Genomic DNA, 14,674 nt, shown 5'->3' on the forward strand with positions numbered 1-14,674 from the left:
GTAGGAGCCGTACATGGAACTGAGCAGACGCACGGTCATCGCATCAGCAGCAGCAGCCGGCCTCGCCGCCTCCGCGGTCGGCGGCACGGCACACGCCACGGGAGGCAGGAAGCCGGTGAAGGAACTCTTCGGCAGGCTCGCCGACGGCACGAAGGTGTACCGCTGGTCGCTGGAGAACGGCGGCACGCGGATGAAGGTGCTGTCCTACGGCGGAGTCGTCCAGTCCCTGGAGGTCCCCGACCGCCGGGGCCGCCACGCGAACGTCTCCCTGGGCTTCGACAACCTCGACGACTACGTGGCGTCCAGCCCCTACTTCGGCGCCCTCATCGGCCGCTACGGCAACCGCATCGGCCGGGGCCGCTTCACCCTGGACGGCAAGGCGTACCAGCTCTCCGTCAACGACGGCGAGCAGAGCCTGCACGGCGGCGCCCAGGGCTTCGACAAGCGGGTGTGGGACGTCGAGCCGTTCACCGCGGGCTCCGACGTCGGTCTGACCCTGCACTACACCAGCGTCGACGGCGAGATGGGCTACCCGGGGACGCTCCGGGCGAAGGTGACGTACACCCTCACCCGGCGCGGGGAGTGGCGCATCGACTACGAGGCCACCACCGACAAGGCCACCGTCGTCAACCTCACCAGCCACGTCTACTGGAACCTGGCGGGCGAGGGCAGCGGCACGATCGAGGACCACGAGCTGTCGATCGCCGCGTCCCGCTACACGCCCACCGACGCGGGCCTGATCCCGACGGGTGAGCTGGCGAAGGTGTCCGGCACGCCCTTCGACTTCCGCCGGGCCAAGTCCATCGGCCGGGACCTCCGCGACGCCCACCCGCAGTTGGTCACCGCCAAGGGCTTCGACCACAACTGGGTGCTGGACAAGGGCGTCACCGACCGCCCCGAGCACATCGCCACCCTGCGCGACCGCGCCTCCGGCCGCACCCTGCGCATCGCCACCGACCAGCCGGGCCTGCAGTTCTACTCGGGCAACTTCCTCGACGGCACCCTGACCGGCACCGGCGGCTCCCTCTACCGCCAGGGCGACGCCCTGTGCCTGGAGACGCAGCGCTTCCCGGACTCGCCGAACCAGCCGTCGTTCCCGTCGACGGTGCTGCGGCCCGGGCAGACGTACCGGACGACGACGGTGCACTCGTTCGACGCGTGAGGGCCTGACGGCCCGGGGAGGGCACACTTCCTTCACACGCGTTGAACGACGCCTCCCCCGCCTCCGTATGTAAGGGCGGCCCGCGCTCCCCCGCGCGGGCCGCCCACCGACGGAGGTCCACTTGTCCGGCAACGTCACCTCGCTGTTCCGCAGCACCGCGGCACACAGCCCGTCGATGGCGGCGCTGGCGCGCGAGAGCGGCGAAGCGGGCGCCGGCCCGGTGGACTTCTGCATCCCCTGCAACCCGTACTTCCCCACCCCGGCGATGTTCGACGAGATGGCCGGCCGGCTGCGCGACATCCTCACGTACTACCCGAGCGGTGCCGACACCATCACCGCCGAGCTGTGCAGCCTGCTGCAACTGCCGCCGCAGTGCGTGGCGATGGGCAACGGCTCCACGGAGCTGATCACCTGGATCGACCACCTGCTGGTCCGCGAGTCCCTCGCCGTCCCCGTCCCCACCTTCGGCCGCTGGACCGACCAGCCGATGGAGACCGGCAAACGGGTCGACATGTTCCCGCTCCAGGAGTCCGGCGGCTTCGCCCTCGACCTCGCGCGGTACGCCGAGTTCATCCGGGCCCGCGGTACCCGGGTGGTGGTGGTCTGCAATCCCAACAACCCCGACGGCGGCTATCTGCACAAGCAGGCGCTCGTGCAGTTCATGGACGCGATGGCCGACCGGGACCTGGTCGTGGTCGACGAGTCCTTCCTGGAGTTCGCCGACGCGGAGGCCGAGCCCAGCGTGGTCCAGGAGGCGATGCTGCGGCCCAACGTCGTCGTCCTGCGCAGCCTCGGCAAGAACTTCGGCCTGCACGGCATCCGCTTCGGCTACCTGGTCGCGAACCCCGCGCTCGCCGGCCGGGTGCGCGCCATGCTCCCCAAGTGGAACCTGAACTCCTTCGCCGAGCACGTGGTGTTCATGCTGCGCGACCACGGGCCGGAGTACGCGCAGAGCCTGCACCAGGTCCGCCGCGACCGTCTGGAGATGTCCGGTCAGCTGTCGGCGCTGCCGGGCCTGACCGTCTACCCCTCCCAGGGCAACTTCCTCTTCGTGCGCCTGCCCGTGGGCGCCGAGGGCACCGTCGTCCGGGACCGCATGCTCACCGAGCACCGGGTCCTGGTCCGTGAGTGCGGCAACAAGATCGGTTCGTCCAGCCGCTTCCTGCGTCTCGTGGTGCGCCCCCAGGCCGACGTACGTCGCCTGGTGTCCGGCCTGGAACAGGTGCTCTACGGGTCCAGGAGGGGAGCCGCCGTGCCCGAGCCCGCCACCGGCTACGGCTCGGGCACGGCGGTGGTGGACCGCCTGCTGAGCCAGACCGACGGCGCGGGCCTGCGGGCGCTCGCCGACGGTGGCGCGGGTACCGCCGTCCCGGGACCGGCCGCCCCCGCGGCCCCCGGCACCGGCATGCCGCTCCCGGCCGCGGTGCCCGTCGCCCCGGCGGCGGCCGCCATCGGCCCGATGCCGGTGCCGGCGGCGCCGCGGCAGGTCCCGCACCCGGCGCCGGTCCCCCACCCGGCGCCGTACCCCGGGCCGGTGCCGGTCCCCCACCCGGCACCGGCCCCGCAGCCCGTGCCCGCCCCGGCCCCCGCGGCGGACCCGTACCCGGCGCCCACCCCGCCCGGTGTCCCCGCCCGCGGTGGCCTCACCGCCGCCCAGGTCAGAGGCACCAACGGGCTGGAGTCGGTGCCGGCGACGGGCTGGCCCGCCCCGCAGAACTGGCCGAACGCGGCGGGCATGGGCCGCACCGGGTGAGGGCCGGGGCCGACAGGGCGCGCCCTGCGCCGGGTCCAGCCGCCGCTGTCGGCCGGGTCAGTAGGCGACGGGCCAGCCGCTGCTCCAGTTCAGGAGGTTGATGCCGAGCTTGGACGTGCCGTTGTCGTTGCCGTCGTAGTAGTGGTAGACGATCAGGTCGCCGTCGACGTCGTTCATGATCGACTGGCCGCCGGGGCCGATGACGCTGCCGTGCGACTCCAGGACCGGCGTCCCGCCGTTGTTCATCAGGGAGACGCCGTTCTTGTCGCGGTACGGCCCGGTGACGCTGGTGGCCCGGCCCACCTTGATCTTGTACGTGGAGCTGGTGCCCGCACAGCAGGTGTCGTACGAGGCGAAGAGGTAGTAGTACCCGTTCCGCTTGACGATGTACGGGGCCTCGACGGCCTTGGTCCCCGACGGCCGGGAGGCGATCGAGTAGCGGGTGGTGTGGGAGGAGAGCTGCTTGCCGGTGGACGGGTCGAGCCGGATCATCTTCAGCCCGGTCCACCAGCTGCCGAAGGACAGCCACCACGTGCCGTCGTCGTCGACGAAGAGGTTGGGGTCGATGGCGTTGTAGTCGCTGGACGAGGTCGACGTGTAGACGATGCCGTGGTCGCTCCAGCCTCCCGGCCGGCCGGTGGTGGAGGTCGCGAGGCCGATGGCGGAGGTGTTGGAGCCGAACTTCGAGACGGAGTAGTACATCAGGTACCTGCCGCCGTGGAACGAGATGTCGGGCGCCCAGGCCTCCGGCACGCTGGAGTAACGGGACCACCAGCTCGGCCGGGAGCCGAAGGCGTCCGCGCCGGCGGCGAAGGCGGTGCGGTCGGAGGACGTCTTGCTGCTGATCCCGCCGCCGGTGGCGTAGAGCTGGTACTGCCCGGACGAGGTGCGGATCATCGTCGGGTCGTGCGTGACGACGGAGCCGGTGACCCGGCCGGGGCCGGGGTAGGCCGACGCCGTGGTGGGGACGAGCGCGAGCAGGGCGGCGGCGGGGAGGGCGAGGAGTGCGGTTCTCTTGCGCATGGGGGACGCTCCTTCGTGTCCGGCATCTCGAACATCGATCGCCTTTTCGGACGGGACCGTAGAATCGAACCCCTTGCGCGTCAATGGTTCGCGCAGCGCCGGCAACCAACGCCCGGAGAACAGCGCGCTTTCCAGGTGACGCACCGGTGAACTCCTGACGGATGGTCAGCAGCACACCCGTCGGCCGCCCCCCTCTCCGGTCACCATGGCCTCCCCGTCCCTGTACGTCCGTCCTGCCCCGGGAGTCGGCCATGAACGGTGTTCCGTGGGAGTCGGTGATCGCCGTGCTCGGCCTCGCCGTGCCCGTGACCGCCGCCCTGTGGGAGTTCTTCCTGGCGGGCCGCAAACGGCTGGGCTACCGCGTCCAGATGGACACCACCGTCCGGGACTCGTCCACCTCCGGACCGGAGACCCGGGTGTTCCAGCGGATGCAGTGGGACGGCAGGACGCTGGCCGATCCGTCGGTCGTGCTGCTGCGCATCGAGAACGTGGGCTGGTCCCCGATCGTCGAGGGCGACTACGTGGCGCCGGCCACCGACCCGGTGGGCGTGAGCATCGCCTTCCCGGGCCGACGGGTGGTCGGCATGGCCGTGACCGAGCGCAGCCGCAACGTGCCGCGCAGCTTCTTCACCCCGGACCGGCCCGGGTTCGCCGCCACGGACGGCGTCGTCAGACTGCCGAAGGTGATACTCAACCGCAGGGCGCACTACAAGGTGCTGGCGGTCCTGGACCGCGAGGAGGGCTTCACCGAGCCCGAGTTCCCCGACCCGGAGGTCTCCGCGGGCGTCGTCGGCGGGGTGCGCGGCGGGACCGTCAAGAGGACCGAGTACTACCCCTTCGCGTCCCGGCCGGTCCGCTGGCTGCTCGCCGCGCTCGTGCTGGTCAGCGTCGCCCAGTCCGCCGCCACCTTCGCCCGCGGCGAGGACCCGGTCGCCGCGCCGCTGGACTGCGCCGAGGGGACGCTGCACCTGTCGGGCTCCACCGCCTTCAGGCCGGTGCTGGAGCTGGCCGCCGCGCGGTACACCGAGACCTGTCCGGATGCCCGGATACCGCTGTCCGACGACTCGTTCCGGGGCAGCGTCCCGGGCCTCGACACCCTTGCCGCGGCCGGCGAGAAGGCCGGGCCCGGCGGATCCGGAGGGCTGGGCGACCGGCTCGCCTTCAGCGACGGGCCCAAGTCCGACGGCCGCCCCGAACTGCTCCCGAGACCCGTCGCCCTGTCACTGTTCACCCTGGTCGTGAGCGAGGACGCCGGGGTGCGGGACCTGTCCCTGCGGCAGGTGCGGGACATCTACGCCGGCGAGATCACCAACTGGAAGCAGGTGAAGGGCCGCGACCTGCCGATCCGGCTGGTCAGCCGCCACCCGGGCTCCGGCACCCGCGCCGCCCTCGAAGCGCGGGTCCTGGGCGGCCGGCCCCTGCCCGCGGTGACCACGAACGACTGCCGGAGCCTGGACGCCGGCCGCCCCGGGCGCTGCGAGGTCGGCGGCACGCCGTCCCTGCTGGACACCGTCGCCTCGACGCCCGGCGCCCTCGGCCACAGCGAGGTCGGCTCCGCCACCGGCCACGAGGGCGTGCGGCTGGTCCGCATCGACGGCTATCCCGCGACGCTGGAGGGCGCCGACCAGGGCGCGTATCCCTTCTGGGAGACCGAGATCGCCTACACCTACGGCGAGCCGCCGGCCGACTCGATCGCCGCGGGCTTCCTGCGCTACCTCGCCGCCGAGGTCGGCAAGGACGTCATCCGCTCCAAGGGCCACCGCCCCTGCGCCGAACTGGACAAGCCGCTGGTGTGCCGGCCGAGTGGCCCGTGACGCGCCCCGGCGGCCGGGCCGGCGGCCCTTCCGCGGCCGGCACCGGACGAGGTCCGCACCCCGCTCGCCACCGTCTACGCTTGGCCCGTTCGCACGCGCCGGCCGCCCGAACCGGCGCCGGGGGAAAGGCACTCGGATGACGATGGGACGGCGGGTCGTCGTCGCGTGGGCGGGGTTGTGCCTGGCCGGCGCCGCCGCCACCTCCGCCCTCGACGCGGAGCCGTACGCGGACGGGACGGGGTCCCCCGCCGAGGAGCCGGCGCCGACGCAGACCCACGCCGTCAACTGCGAGGAGGTCGCCGACCTCGTCGAACAGGCGCGCGCCGAAGCCGCTCGCGAGCGGGCGGAGGGCGACGGAGCCGTCCAGCGCCTCACGGTGATGTCGGCGCCCGAGGAGTGCGCGGACGAGATCGAGGCGCGCGGGCCGGCCTCCCGCTGACGCCGGCCCGCGCCCCCGCCGCTCACCGGTCAGGACTCGGGGCACTCCTTCCACGCCAGGTGGTAGACGGTGCTGATGTCGCCGTCGGTCGAGTCCATCGTCATGAAGCTCACCGCGCCGGGGTCGGACGTCCCCGTGCTCACCCGCAGCTCCGTGTTGATGTTGAAGTTGCGCTGGACCCCGCACGGCGCCCACACCAGCTGGGCCCAGTCGGTGGTGTCGGTGGCCTGCCAGTTGTCGTCGTAGGGACCGCTGAAGGGGTGGCTGCGGTACTCCGTGTTCGGGGAGCCCTGGAAGTAGTACGAGGCCCGCTGGGTGCCCTTGGCGCCGGCCTGGAGGGCGGCGAAGCCGCGGTAGTCCGCGCTGGCGACGGCGTAGGTGAAGCCCTGCGGCACGTGGACGAGCAGGTTGAGCTGGCAGTTCTTGCGGAAGGCCGTGGGGGCGGAGTCGCCGCCGGCCTGGGCCAGGTAGTCGCTGTAGGTGACGGTGAACGCGGTGTTGTCCTTGGAGACGGCGACCGCCGCCGTGCCCTGGGGACAGCCGGAGCCGTTCACGGTGGCGACCTTGATGACGATCTTGTCCGGCGGCGGGTCCTCGAACCCGTCGGCGGGCTGGGCTTGCGCGGGCAGCGCGGAGGTGAGGAGCGCGGCGATCGTGCCGCTCAGGAGCAGGCCGGTGGCCATGGGTCTCCCCTTCGGGTCGGTGGGGGGTGGATGGTGAATGCGTCCGCCATCTACACATGTTGTGCACATGACATTCACGAAGCGGTCGCATCGTATGCACCCCCACGGGACGCGAACAGCTCGAACTCCGGCCATTTACCGCATCGCCGGGTCCTTGTGGAGAATGGCCCGGCAGCGCAGCAGGAAGTACGGCAACAGGAGAGGCTCCCTTGGAGCTCAGCAGGCTCAGCAGACGAGCGTTCAGCGCCCTCGCGGGCACCACCGTCCTCGGTCTCTCGCTCGGCGGCAGCGTGAGCGGCCGGGCGCTGCCCGCCTCCGGCGCCTCCGGCCCGGCGCCCACCGGACCTCCGCCCGGCCCGCCCGGCGCCGACGGGGTGCGCCACCGGGTCGCCCTGGACCGCCACAGCCTGCTGGTCGACGGCAGACGCCTGGCCCTGTGGTCCGGCGAGCTGCACCCCTTCCGGCTGCCGAGCCCGTCCCTGTGGCGGGACGTCCTGCAGAAGATGCGGGCGTACGGCTACAACGCGGTCGGTGTCCGCCTCGCCTGGAACCAGCACTCCGGCGCCCCCGGCGCGTACGACTTCACCGGCGTCCGCGACCTGGACCTGTTCCTGCGCACGGCCGCCGAGACGCGTATGTACGTCGTCCTCCACCCCGGACCGCACATCGGCGCGGACGTGGACGCGGGCGGCCTCCCCGGCTGGCTGACGGCCGCCGAGGGCGGGGCCGGCCCCGCCGACGCCGCGTACGCGCGCCACGCCGACGAGTGGCTGAGCCGCGTCAACGCCGTCGCCGCCCGGCACCAGTACACCCGCGGCACCGGCACCGTCCTGCTCTACCGTGTCGACGCCCCCGAGCGCGCCCGCCTGACCCGCCTGCACGACCGGCTGCGCGCCGACGGCATCGAGGTGCCCGTCCTGCACGCCGGCGCCCCGGTGCCCTGGGGGGAGGCGGACCGGAGCCGCGACGCCGCCGAGGTGCGGCGGGACCACCTGGCGCACCTCGCGCGGGGGGTCACGCTGCACAGCGTGCGCACCGCGTTCGGCGGGACCTCCTGGGGCTGGCTGGGGGCCTCCTCGGCGCCGGCGCCCGCCTACGACCCCACCGCGGCGATCGACGGGGCGCGCCGGCCCACGGACCGGCTCGCCCCGCTCCACCAGCTCGGGCACCTGCTGCGCCACGTCCCCGACTTCACCCGGCTCGAAGAGGCCCCCGAGGTCAGGGCCGCGGACGCCCGCGTCCAGGTGCGGCACCTGACCAACCCGGACACCGGCACCCACGCGTACGTCCTGCGCAACGACTCCGCCCACGACGTGACGTCGACGCTGCCGATGGGCGGGACCGACGTGGAGGTCACCGTCCCCGCCCGCGACGCCCGGCTGTACGCCACCGGGCTCCCCGTGGGCTCGGGCCGGACGCTGGCGTACGCCACCGTGACCCCCATGCTGTCCCTGAGCGTCGGACGGCTGGACATCGCCGCCTTCGTGGGCCGGGCCGGGGAGATGGCCCACCTGGTGCTGGACTGCCCGCACGAGCCGTGGCCGACCCGGCTCGACGAGGAGGCGGCCTGGGCGTACGACCACGGCAGACTGCACGTCACGGTGCCGCTCGGCGAGAACGGGCTGACCCGGGTCCGCATCCGCAGCGGGGAGTCCGACCGCACCACCCTGCTGCTCTTCGCCGACGACGCCGCCTCGCTGCGGCTGTGGCCCTACGAGACCCCGTCGGGCCGCGTCCTCGTGCACGGCCCGGCGCTGCTGCGCGACGCCGTCCTGGACGGTGCCACGATCCGGCTGACCGGTGACACCGTCGAGGAGTGCGGTCTGGAGGTGTGGGCGCCCCGCGGCATCACCGACGTGACCTGGAACGGCGAGCGGGTGAGCACCTCGGTCAGCCGCGCCCACAGCCTGCTGGCCACCTGGCAGCTGCCCGGCGTGCCCGAACTGGTGCTGCCCGCGCTCGACGGCTGGCGGCGCCGCACGGAGAACCCCGAGTCCGCGCCGGACTACGACGACTCCGGTTGGAGGGCCGCCGACCTGCGGACCTCGCGCAGCACGACCCCCGTGCCGGGCCGGCGGCCGGTGCTCTTCGCCGACGACTACGGCTTCCACTACGGCGACGTCTGGTACCGCGGCCGGCTCACCGGGGCCGCGGGTCTGGAGTCGGTGTCCCTCGCCTTCAGCACGGGCGCGCGGGGCCTGCTGATGGCGTGGCTGGACGGGGAGCCGCTGGGCACGCACCGCGTGGGCGGCGAGGGGGACGGTACGGGCACGTGGGCGGCCACGGCCCGCTTCCGGCTGCCGGCCGCACTGCGTGAGGCCCGGCGGCTACGGCCCGACGCCGGTGCCTCCTGCGTCCTGTCCGTCCTGGTCCGGCGCACCCGGCACGGCCAGGACGCCCGCCGGGCGGCCCGGGGTCTGGTGTCGGCCGCCTTCGAAGGGGCGTCGCCGCAGGCGGGGTGGCGGATCCGGGGCGCGGCCGCACCCGATCCCGTGCGCGGCCCGCTCAACGGGGGCGGGCTGTACGGGGAGCGGCACGGCTGGCACCTTCCCGGGTACGACGACGGCCGCTGGGAGGCCGTCCCCCTCACCGGGGAGGGCGCCCGCGAGGACCGGCGCCAGGGCGTGACCTGGTACCGGACCACCTTCCGGCTGGACGTCCCGCCGGAGGTCGACGCCTCGGTCGGCCTCGTCCTGGACGCAGGCGGGGGCCGCGGCAACCGCGCCCAGGTCTTCCTGAACGGCTGGAACATGGGCGAGTACGCGGGCGACCTGACGGACTCGCCGGGGACCTTCGTCCTGCCGAACGGCATCCTGCGCACCCGAGCCGCCGCCAACACCCTGGCCCTCGCGGTCCTGTCGGACGGCGACACGGCCCCGGGGCCGGGGAGGGTGCGGCTGGAGCTGCTGGGCAGCGCGGCCGGAGGGGTGCCGGTGGAACCGGTCGCCTCCCCCGGCCGGCGCTGACCCGGCCCGCGCCGTCCCCGGCCCGCGCCGCCCCTCCGGCCCGCGCCGCCCCCGCGGGGTCAGCGCAGCCGGATCACGTTCCAGGACAGCGGCTCCAGGGAGGCCGTGAGCCTGCCGTCCGTCAGGGCCGTGCCGTCGACCGGGTGCGGGGCGACCCGCTCGGGCTCGGCGAGCGTGTTGCGGGCGTCGGGGTCGGCGTCCGCGAGGGCGCTGTGCTCGACGACCTCGGCCAGGTCGAGGCCGTTCAGGGCGACGTCCAGCGGCAGGGCCTCGGTGCGGGAGCGGTTGACGGCGAAGACGGTGACCGTGCCGTCCTCGGCGCGCACGGCGGTGGCGTGCAGCAGGTCGGCCTCGCCGTACTTCCTCGTCTCGTACGTCGGCGAGTCCACCCGCACGTCGAGGACCTCGCCGCGGCCGTACCGGGAGGCCTGGGCGAAGGGGAAGAAGGTCGTCTGGCGCCAGGCGGGACCGCCCGGCTCGGTCATGATCGGGGCGATGACGTTGACGAGCTGGGCGAGGCAGGCGACGGTGACGCGGTCGGCGTGCCGCAGCAGCGCTATGAGCAGTGAGCCGAAGACGACCGCGTCCATGACGCTGTAGTTGTCCTCCAGCAGGCGGGGCGCCTCGGGCCAGTCCAGGGCGCTCACCTCCGCCTGGGTCTTGGCCATGTACCAGACGTTCCACTCGTCGAAGGAGAGGTTGATCTTCTTCTTGGACTTGAGGCGGGCGCCGACGTGGTCGCAGGTGGCGACGACGTTCTCGATGAACGACTCCATGTCCACGGCGGAGGCGAGGAAGGAGTCCACGTCGCCGTCGAGGGGCTCGTAGTAGGCGTGCAGGGAGATGTGGTCGACCAGGTCGTAGGTCTCCTTCAGGACCGTCGCCTCCCACTCGGCGAAGGTCTCCATGGACTGGCCGGAGGAGCCGCAGGCGACGAGTTCGACGCCGGGGTCGATCTGGCGCATGGCGCGGGCGGTCTCGGCGGCGATCCGGCCGTACTCCTCGGCGGTCTTGTGGCCGGTCTGCCAGGGGCCGTCCATCTCGTTGCCGAGGCACCACAGGCGGATGCCGAAGGGGTCCTTGTCGCCGTGCTCGGCGCGCAGGTCGGACAGGGCGGTGCCGGACGGGTGGTTGGCGTACTCCTGGAGTTCCAGGGCCTCGGCGACGCCCCGGGTGCCGAGGTTGACCGCCATCATCGGCTCGGCCTGCGGGCCGATCTTCTTCAGGAAGGCGATGTACTCGGAGAGTCCGAAGCGGTTGGTCTCGGTGGAGCGCCAGGCCAGGTCGAGGCGGCGGGGGCGGTCCTCCACCGGGCCGACGGAGTCCTCCCACTTGTAGCCGGAGACGAAGTTGCCGCCGGGGTAGCGGATGGCGGTGACGCCGAGTTCGCGGACGAGTTCCAGCACGTCCTGGCGCAGGCCCGCGTCGTCGGCCGTGGGGTGTCCCGGCTCGAAGACGCCGGTGTACACGCAGCGGCCGAGGTGTTCCACGAAGGAGCCGAAGAGACGGGGGTTGACTTCGCCGACGGTGAAGGCGGGGTCGAGGGTGAAGCGGGCGGTTCGCATCTTTTCCTTTCGGGGGACTCTTCGGGGGCGCTACTGGCCGGCCAGGCCCGTGTGGGCGACGCCCGCCACGATCTGGCGCTGGAAGAAGACGAAGACGACGATCAGCGGCAGGCCCGCCATGAGGCCGCCGGCCATGAGCTGGGCCCACTGGATGCCGTAGGAGTTCATGACGGTCGCGATGCCGTTGGGCATGGTCATCAGGTCGGGGTTGTTGGTGACCATGTAGGGCCACAGGAAGTTGTTCCAGGAACTGATGAAGGTGAAGATGCCGACCGCCGCGAGGGAGGGGCGCGAGAGCGGCACGATGATCGTGAAGAAGACGCGCCAGCGGCCCGCGCCGTCGATGAAGGCGGCCTCCTCCAGTTCGCGCGGGACGCCCTGGAAGAACTTGTAGAGGATGAGGACCATCGCGGCGGGCGCGCACTGCGGCAGGATCATGCCCCAGTAGGTGTCGACCATCCCCATCTGCTGGACGGTGGTGAACAGCGGGACGCCGAGCACGGCCGGGGAGACCATGAGGCCCGCCATGACCACGCCCATCAGGAGGGCCTTGCCGCGGAACTCGGTGCGGGCGAAGCCGTATCCGGCCAGCGCGCTCACGACCAGCACGATCGTCGTCACGCACACCGACACGACGAGGGAGTTCACGAACCAGTTGGTGATGTTGCCGGTCTCGAAGAGGGCCTTCCAGGCCTGGCCCGTCCAGTCCTCGGGCAGCCAGTGCGTCGGCACCTCGACGGCCTCGGTCTCCGACTTCAGCGAGGTGAACAGCGCCCACAGCAGCGGGGCGAGGAAGACCGCGGAGACGGCCGTGGCGAGCAGGGTGAGGACGATCTGGCTCGGCGTCCAGGGGCGGCGCGGGTCCTTGCGTACCTGTGCGGCGGTGGTCATCGGCCGCCCTCCTCACGGTTGCGCAGCAGCCACATCCGCGCGAGGGCGACGGCCGCGATGAGCACGAAGAAGATGATGGAGATCGCGGAGGCGTAGCCCACGCGGTAGCTGGTGAAGCCCTGTTCGAGGGTGTACTGCACGAAGGTGCGCGTCGACTCCTCCGGGCCCGGCCCGAAGTCCTGCATGACGACGGCCTGGTCGAAGACCTGGAGGGAGGCGAGGATCTGGAGGGCCACGACCAGGCCGGTGATGCTGCGCAGCATCGGCAGCGTGATGTGGAGCATGCGGTGCCAGGCGCCCGCGCCGTCGAGCTTGGCGGCCTCGTAGAGGTGGGCGGGGATGCCCTGGAGCGCGGCGAGGTAGAGCAGGAAGCTGAAGCCGACCGTCCACCACAGGGTGCAGACGACGACGGCGAGCATGGCGTACGACTTGTCGGTCAGCCACGCCGTCTCGAGTCCGAGGACGTGGTTGACCATGCCGGTGCCGGGGTTGAAGAGCCACTGCCAGAGGTTGGCGGCGACGGTGGACGGCAGCAGGAACGGCAGGAAGAAGCAGAGCCGCCAGAGCCACTTGCCGCGTTCGATGTGGTGGGCCAGCATCGCCAGCAGGAGGGCGAGCACGGTGATGCAGGGCACCACCAGCAGCGTGAACCAGGCGCTGTGCCCGAGGGCCTCCCACATCAGCGGGTCGTCCAGGGCCTCGCGGTAGTTGTCCAGGCCGACGAAGTGCGCGGCGTCGCCGGAGATGTTGGCGTCGGTGAAGCTGAGCCACAGGCCGCGCAGCAGCGGCCAGATCACGAAGAGGGCGAACAGCAGGAGGAAGGGGGCGACGAACCAGCCGCCGTGCTGGAAGCCCTGCCCCCGACGGACGGTGGCGGTCGCGGCGGCGGTCCGGGCGCGGGCCGGGCGGACGACGGTCTCGGCACTGGCGGTCGTCATGCGACGGCACCTCCCTCGGCGGCGGTCCTGCCGTCCATCGGGTTCTTCGAGGCGAGGAGCTGGGTGAGCGTGCTCTTCATCCGGCGGGCCACCACGTCGGGCTTCGCGGAGCCCAGCGTGGAGGAGACGACGATCGGGCCGACGCGCTGGGCGAGGATGCCGGTGGACCCGGCGAACCACACCTTGGGCTCGGTGGCCTGGTGGTCCATGGCCGAGACGTACTCGCTCTGCGGCTTCAGCTCCCGGTACGCGGCCGTGGACAGGGTGGGTGTGTAGGCGGGGATGTGGCCGCCGGCCGCCCACTGCCGCGCGTGCTGGACGACGTAGGCGGCGAGGCGGTGGGCGCCCTCGTCGGCGGCGCCGCCCCGGTCCGCCTGGTGGGGCAGGACGAAGGCGTGCGACTCGGCGTGGGTGGCCTGCCTGCCGAAGACGGGCGGCAGCGGGGTGGCCCCGTAGTCGAGCTTCGCGCTGTCGAAGACCGGCACGGACCAGTTGCCCTCCCAGACGAAGGGGCCGCCGTTGACGAACTGCTCGGCGCCCGCGCCGCCCGCGAAACCGGGGTCGGCGTACCCCTCGGTGACGTGCCGGCGCAGGAACTCCAGGACCTGGGTGGCCTTGTCGGTGTCGAAGGTGACCTCGGTGTTGTCGGCGCTGAACCAGGTGCCGCCGAGCTGGGTGTAGAAGGCGACGAAGAACCACCACTGGAAGTTCTGGTCGTTGACCCACAGCCCGATGGTCTGCAATCCCTTCCCGGTGGCCCCCTTGGCCTCCTTCAGCACGTCGAACCACTCGTCGGCCGACGTCACCGGGACCATCCGGCCGTCCGCGTCGAGCAGGCCGGCCTTCTTCAGCACGTCCCTGCGGTAGAAGCAGAGCTGGACGTGGATGTCGAGGGGGAGGGCGTAGAGCTTGCCGTCGATGACGGCGCGCTTCCACAGCGCGGGGTTGAAGTCCTGTTCGCGCACGCCGTACTTGGCGAGGAGGTCCACGTCCCAGGGGTCCAGGAGGCGGCCCGGCGAGAAGCCGGTGACGCGGCCCAGGTGCATGACACCGAGGTCCGGCGCGCGGTTGCCGGCGGCCGCCATGGCGAGTTTGGTGTAGAAGGGGCTGCCCCACTGGAGGGTGGAGTCCTTCACGTCGATGCCGGGGTTGTCCTTCCGGAAGGCGTCCAGCATCGCGATCATGTTGTAGCCGTCGCCGCCGCTGAAGAGGTTCCAGTAGCGCACCCGGGTGTCCGCTCCGGAGGCGAGCGCGTCGGCTCCGGTACCGAGCGCCGCGAAGCCGAAGCTCCCGGCGACCGTCAGCCCGCCCAGCGCGGCGAGCAGTTGCCTGCGGTCGAGGCCAGGTCGTCCCATGCCCTGCCCTATCTGCTCATGGATATCCGCTCACGGTTGTTCGAGATATCGAATATCGCTCGTAACTTCGAACGGGACCGTAGGT

At 72.4% G+C, this 14,674-nt stretch carries 11 protein-coding genes; 5 read left to right on the top strand and 6 right to left on the bottom strand.

The features are described from left to right. Window positions 1–13 precede the first annotated feature (13 nt). Both SAM23877_RS11670 and SAM23877_RS11675 read left to right on the top strand, forming a co-directional pair. Window positions 14–1,162 (top strand): aldose epimerase family protein, encoded by a 1,149-nt coding sequence (locus SAM23877_RS11670; protein WP_053130252.1) that lies wholly within the window; start codon window positions 14–16, stop codon window positions 1,160–1,162. 121 nt (window positions 1,163–1,283) lie between these two features. Continuing rightward, a complete protein-coding gene (locus SAM23877_RS11675; protein ID WP_053130256.1) occupies window positions 1,284–2,915 on the top strand; it encodes a pyridoxal phosphate-dependent aminotransferase in 1,632 nt (543 codons plus the stop codon). A gap of 57 nt (window positions 2,916–2,972) precedes the next feature. Here SAM23877_RS11675 and SAM23877_RS11680 read toward each other — a convergent pair whose 3' ends face one another. After that, window positions 2,973–3,938 (bottom strand): arabinan endo-1,5-alpha-L-arabinosidase, encoded by a 966-nt coding sequence (locus SAM23877_RS11680; RefSeq protein WP_053130260.1) that lies wholly within the window; start codon window positions 3,936–3,938, stop codon window positions 2,973–2,975. Window positions 3,939–4,189: 251 nt separating this feature from the next. Between SAM23877_RS11680 and SAM23877_RS11685 the strand changes: the two genes are divergently transcribed. Together SAM23877_RS11685 and SAM23877_RS11690 are read left to right on the top strand one after the other, a co-directional pair. Further along, the gene (locus tag SAM23877_RS11685) at window positions 4,190–5,752 is read left to right on the top strand and encodes a substrate-binding domain-containing protein (RefSeq protein WP_053130263.1); all 1,563 of its coding nucleotides are present in this window, start codon (window positions 4,190–4,192) and stop codon (window positions 5,750–5,752) included. Between the two features lie 136 nt (window positions 5,753–5,888). Next, window positions 5,889–6,191: a hypothetical protein gene (locus SAM23877_RS11690; RefSeq protein WP_053130266.1), complete on the top strand. Its 303-nt coding sequence runs from the start codon at window positions 5,889–5,891 to the stop codon at window positions 6,189–6,191. A 29-nt stretch (window positions 6,192–6,220) separates the two neighbouring features. On the opposite strand, the gene SAM23877_RS11695 is transcribed toward SAM23877_RS11690, so the two are convergent. Beyond that, window positions 6,221–6,874: a DUF4360 domain-containing protein gene (locus SAM23877_RS11695; protein WP_053130269.1), complete on the bottom strand. Its 654-nt coding sequence runs from the start codon at window positions 6,872–6,874 to the stop codon at window positions 6,221–6,223. Between the two features lie 209 nt (window positions 6,875–7,083). Between SAM23877_RS11695 and SAM23877_RS11700 the strand changes: the two genes are divergently transcribed. Continuing rightward, entirely contained in the window at window positions 7,084–9,840 is a 2,757-nt protein-coding gene (locus tag SAM23877_RS11700) for a beta-galactosidase (RefSeq protein ID WP_053130272.1), read from the top strand. A 59-nt stretch (window positions 9,841–9,899) separates the two neighbouring features. Here the strand turns inward: SAM23877_RS11700 and arfA are convergent, their stop codons facing one another. Genes arfA through SAM23877_RS11720 form a run of 4 tightly spaced genes read right to left on the bottom strand, consistent with a single transcriptional unit; the run spans window position 9,900 to window position 14,589 of the window. Continuing rightward, entirely contained in the window at window positions 9,900–11,405 is a 1,506-nt protein-coding gene (arfA, locus tag SAM23877_RS11705) for an arabinosylfuranosidase ArfA (protein WP_053130275.1), read from the bottom strand. Between the two features lie 30 nt (window positions 11,406–11,435). After that, window positions 11,436–12,296: a carbohydrate ABC transporter permease gene (locus tag SAM23877_RS11710; RefSeq protein ID WP_053130278.1), complete on the bottom strand. Its 861-nt coding sequence runs from the start codon at window positions 12,294–12,296 to the stop codon at window positions 11,436–11,438. Beyond that, window positions 12,293–13,234, bottom strand: coding sequence for a carbohydrate ABC transporter permease (locus SAM23877_RS11715; protein WP_053130281.1), 942 nt, complete (start codon window positions 13,232–13,234; stop codon window positions 12,293–12,295). The genes SAM23877_RS11710 and SAM23877_RS11715 overlap by 4 nt, the downstream gene beginning before the upstream one ends. Further along, the gene (locus SAM23877_RS11720; protein ID WP_053130284.1) at window positions 13,231–14,589 is read right to left on the bottom strand and encodes an extracellular solute-binding protein; all 1,359 of its coding nucleotides are present in this window, start codon (window positions 14,587–14,589) and stop codon (window positions 13,231–13,233) included. Before SAM23877_RS11720 ends, SAM23877_RS11715 begins: the two co-directional genes overlap by 4 nt. Window positions 14,590–14,674 lie beyond the last annotated feature (85 nt).

It is taken from the genome of Streptomyces ambofaciens ATCC 23877 (assembly GCF_001267885.1).
In the GTDB taxonomy this organism is placed as follows: Bacteria; Actinomycetota; Actinomycetes; order Streptomycetales; family Streptomycetaceae; genus Streptomyces; species Streptomyces ambofaciens.

Excerpts from the sequence above, each read along its gene's own strand:
- SAM23877_RS11690 (WP_053130266.1), top strand. The coding sequence starts at position 5,889 with ATGACGATGGGACGGCGGGTCGTCGTCGCGTGGGCGGGGTTGTGCCTG.
- SAM23877_RS11720 (WP_053130284.1), bottom strand. The coding sequence starts at position 14,589 with ATGGGACGACCTGGCCTCGACCGCAGGCAACTGCTCGCCGCGCTGGGC.
- SAM23877_RS11715 (WP_053130281.1), bottom strand. The coding sequence starts at position 13,234 with ATGACGACCGCCAGTGCCGAGACCGTCGTCCGCCCGGCCCGCGCCCGG.
- SAM23877_RS11695 (WP_053130269.1), bottom strand. The coding sequence starts at position 6,874 with ATGGCCACCGGCCTGCTCCTGAGCGGCACGATCGCCGCGCTCCTCACC.
- arfA (WP_053130275.1), bottom strand. The coding sequence starts at position 11,405 with ATGCGAACCGCCCGCTTCACCCTCGACCCCGCCTTCACCGTCGGCGAA.
- SAM23877_RS11670 (WP_053130252.1), top strand. The coding sequence starts at position 14 with ATGGAACTGAGCAGACGCACGGTCATCGCATCAGCAGCAGCAGCCGGC.
- SAM23877_RS11710 (WP_053130278.1), bottom strand. The coding sequence starts at position 12,296 with ATGACCACCGCCGCACAGGTACGCAAGGACCCGCGCCGCCCCTGGACG.
- SAM23877_RS11680 (WP_053130260.1), bottom strand. The coding sequence starts at position 3,938 with ATGCGCAAGAGAACCGCACTCCTCGCCCTCCCCGCCGCCGCCCTGCTC.
- SAM23877_RS11685 (WP_053130263.1), top strand. The coding sequence starts at position 4,190 with ATGAACGGTGTTCCGTGGGAGTCGGTGATCGCCGTGCTCGGCCTCGCC.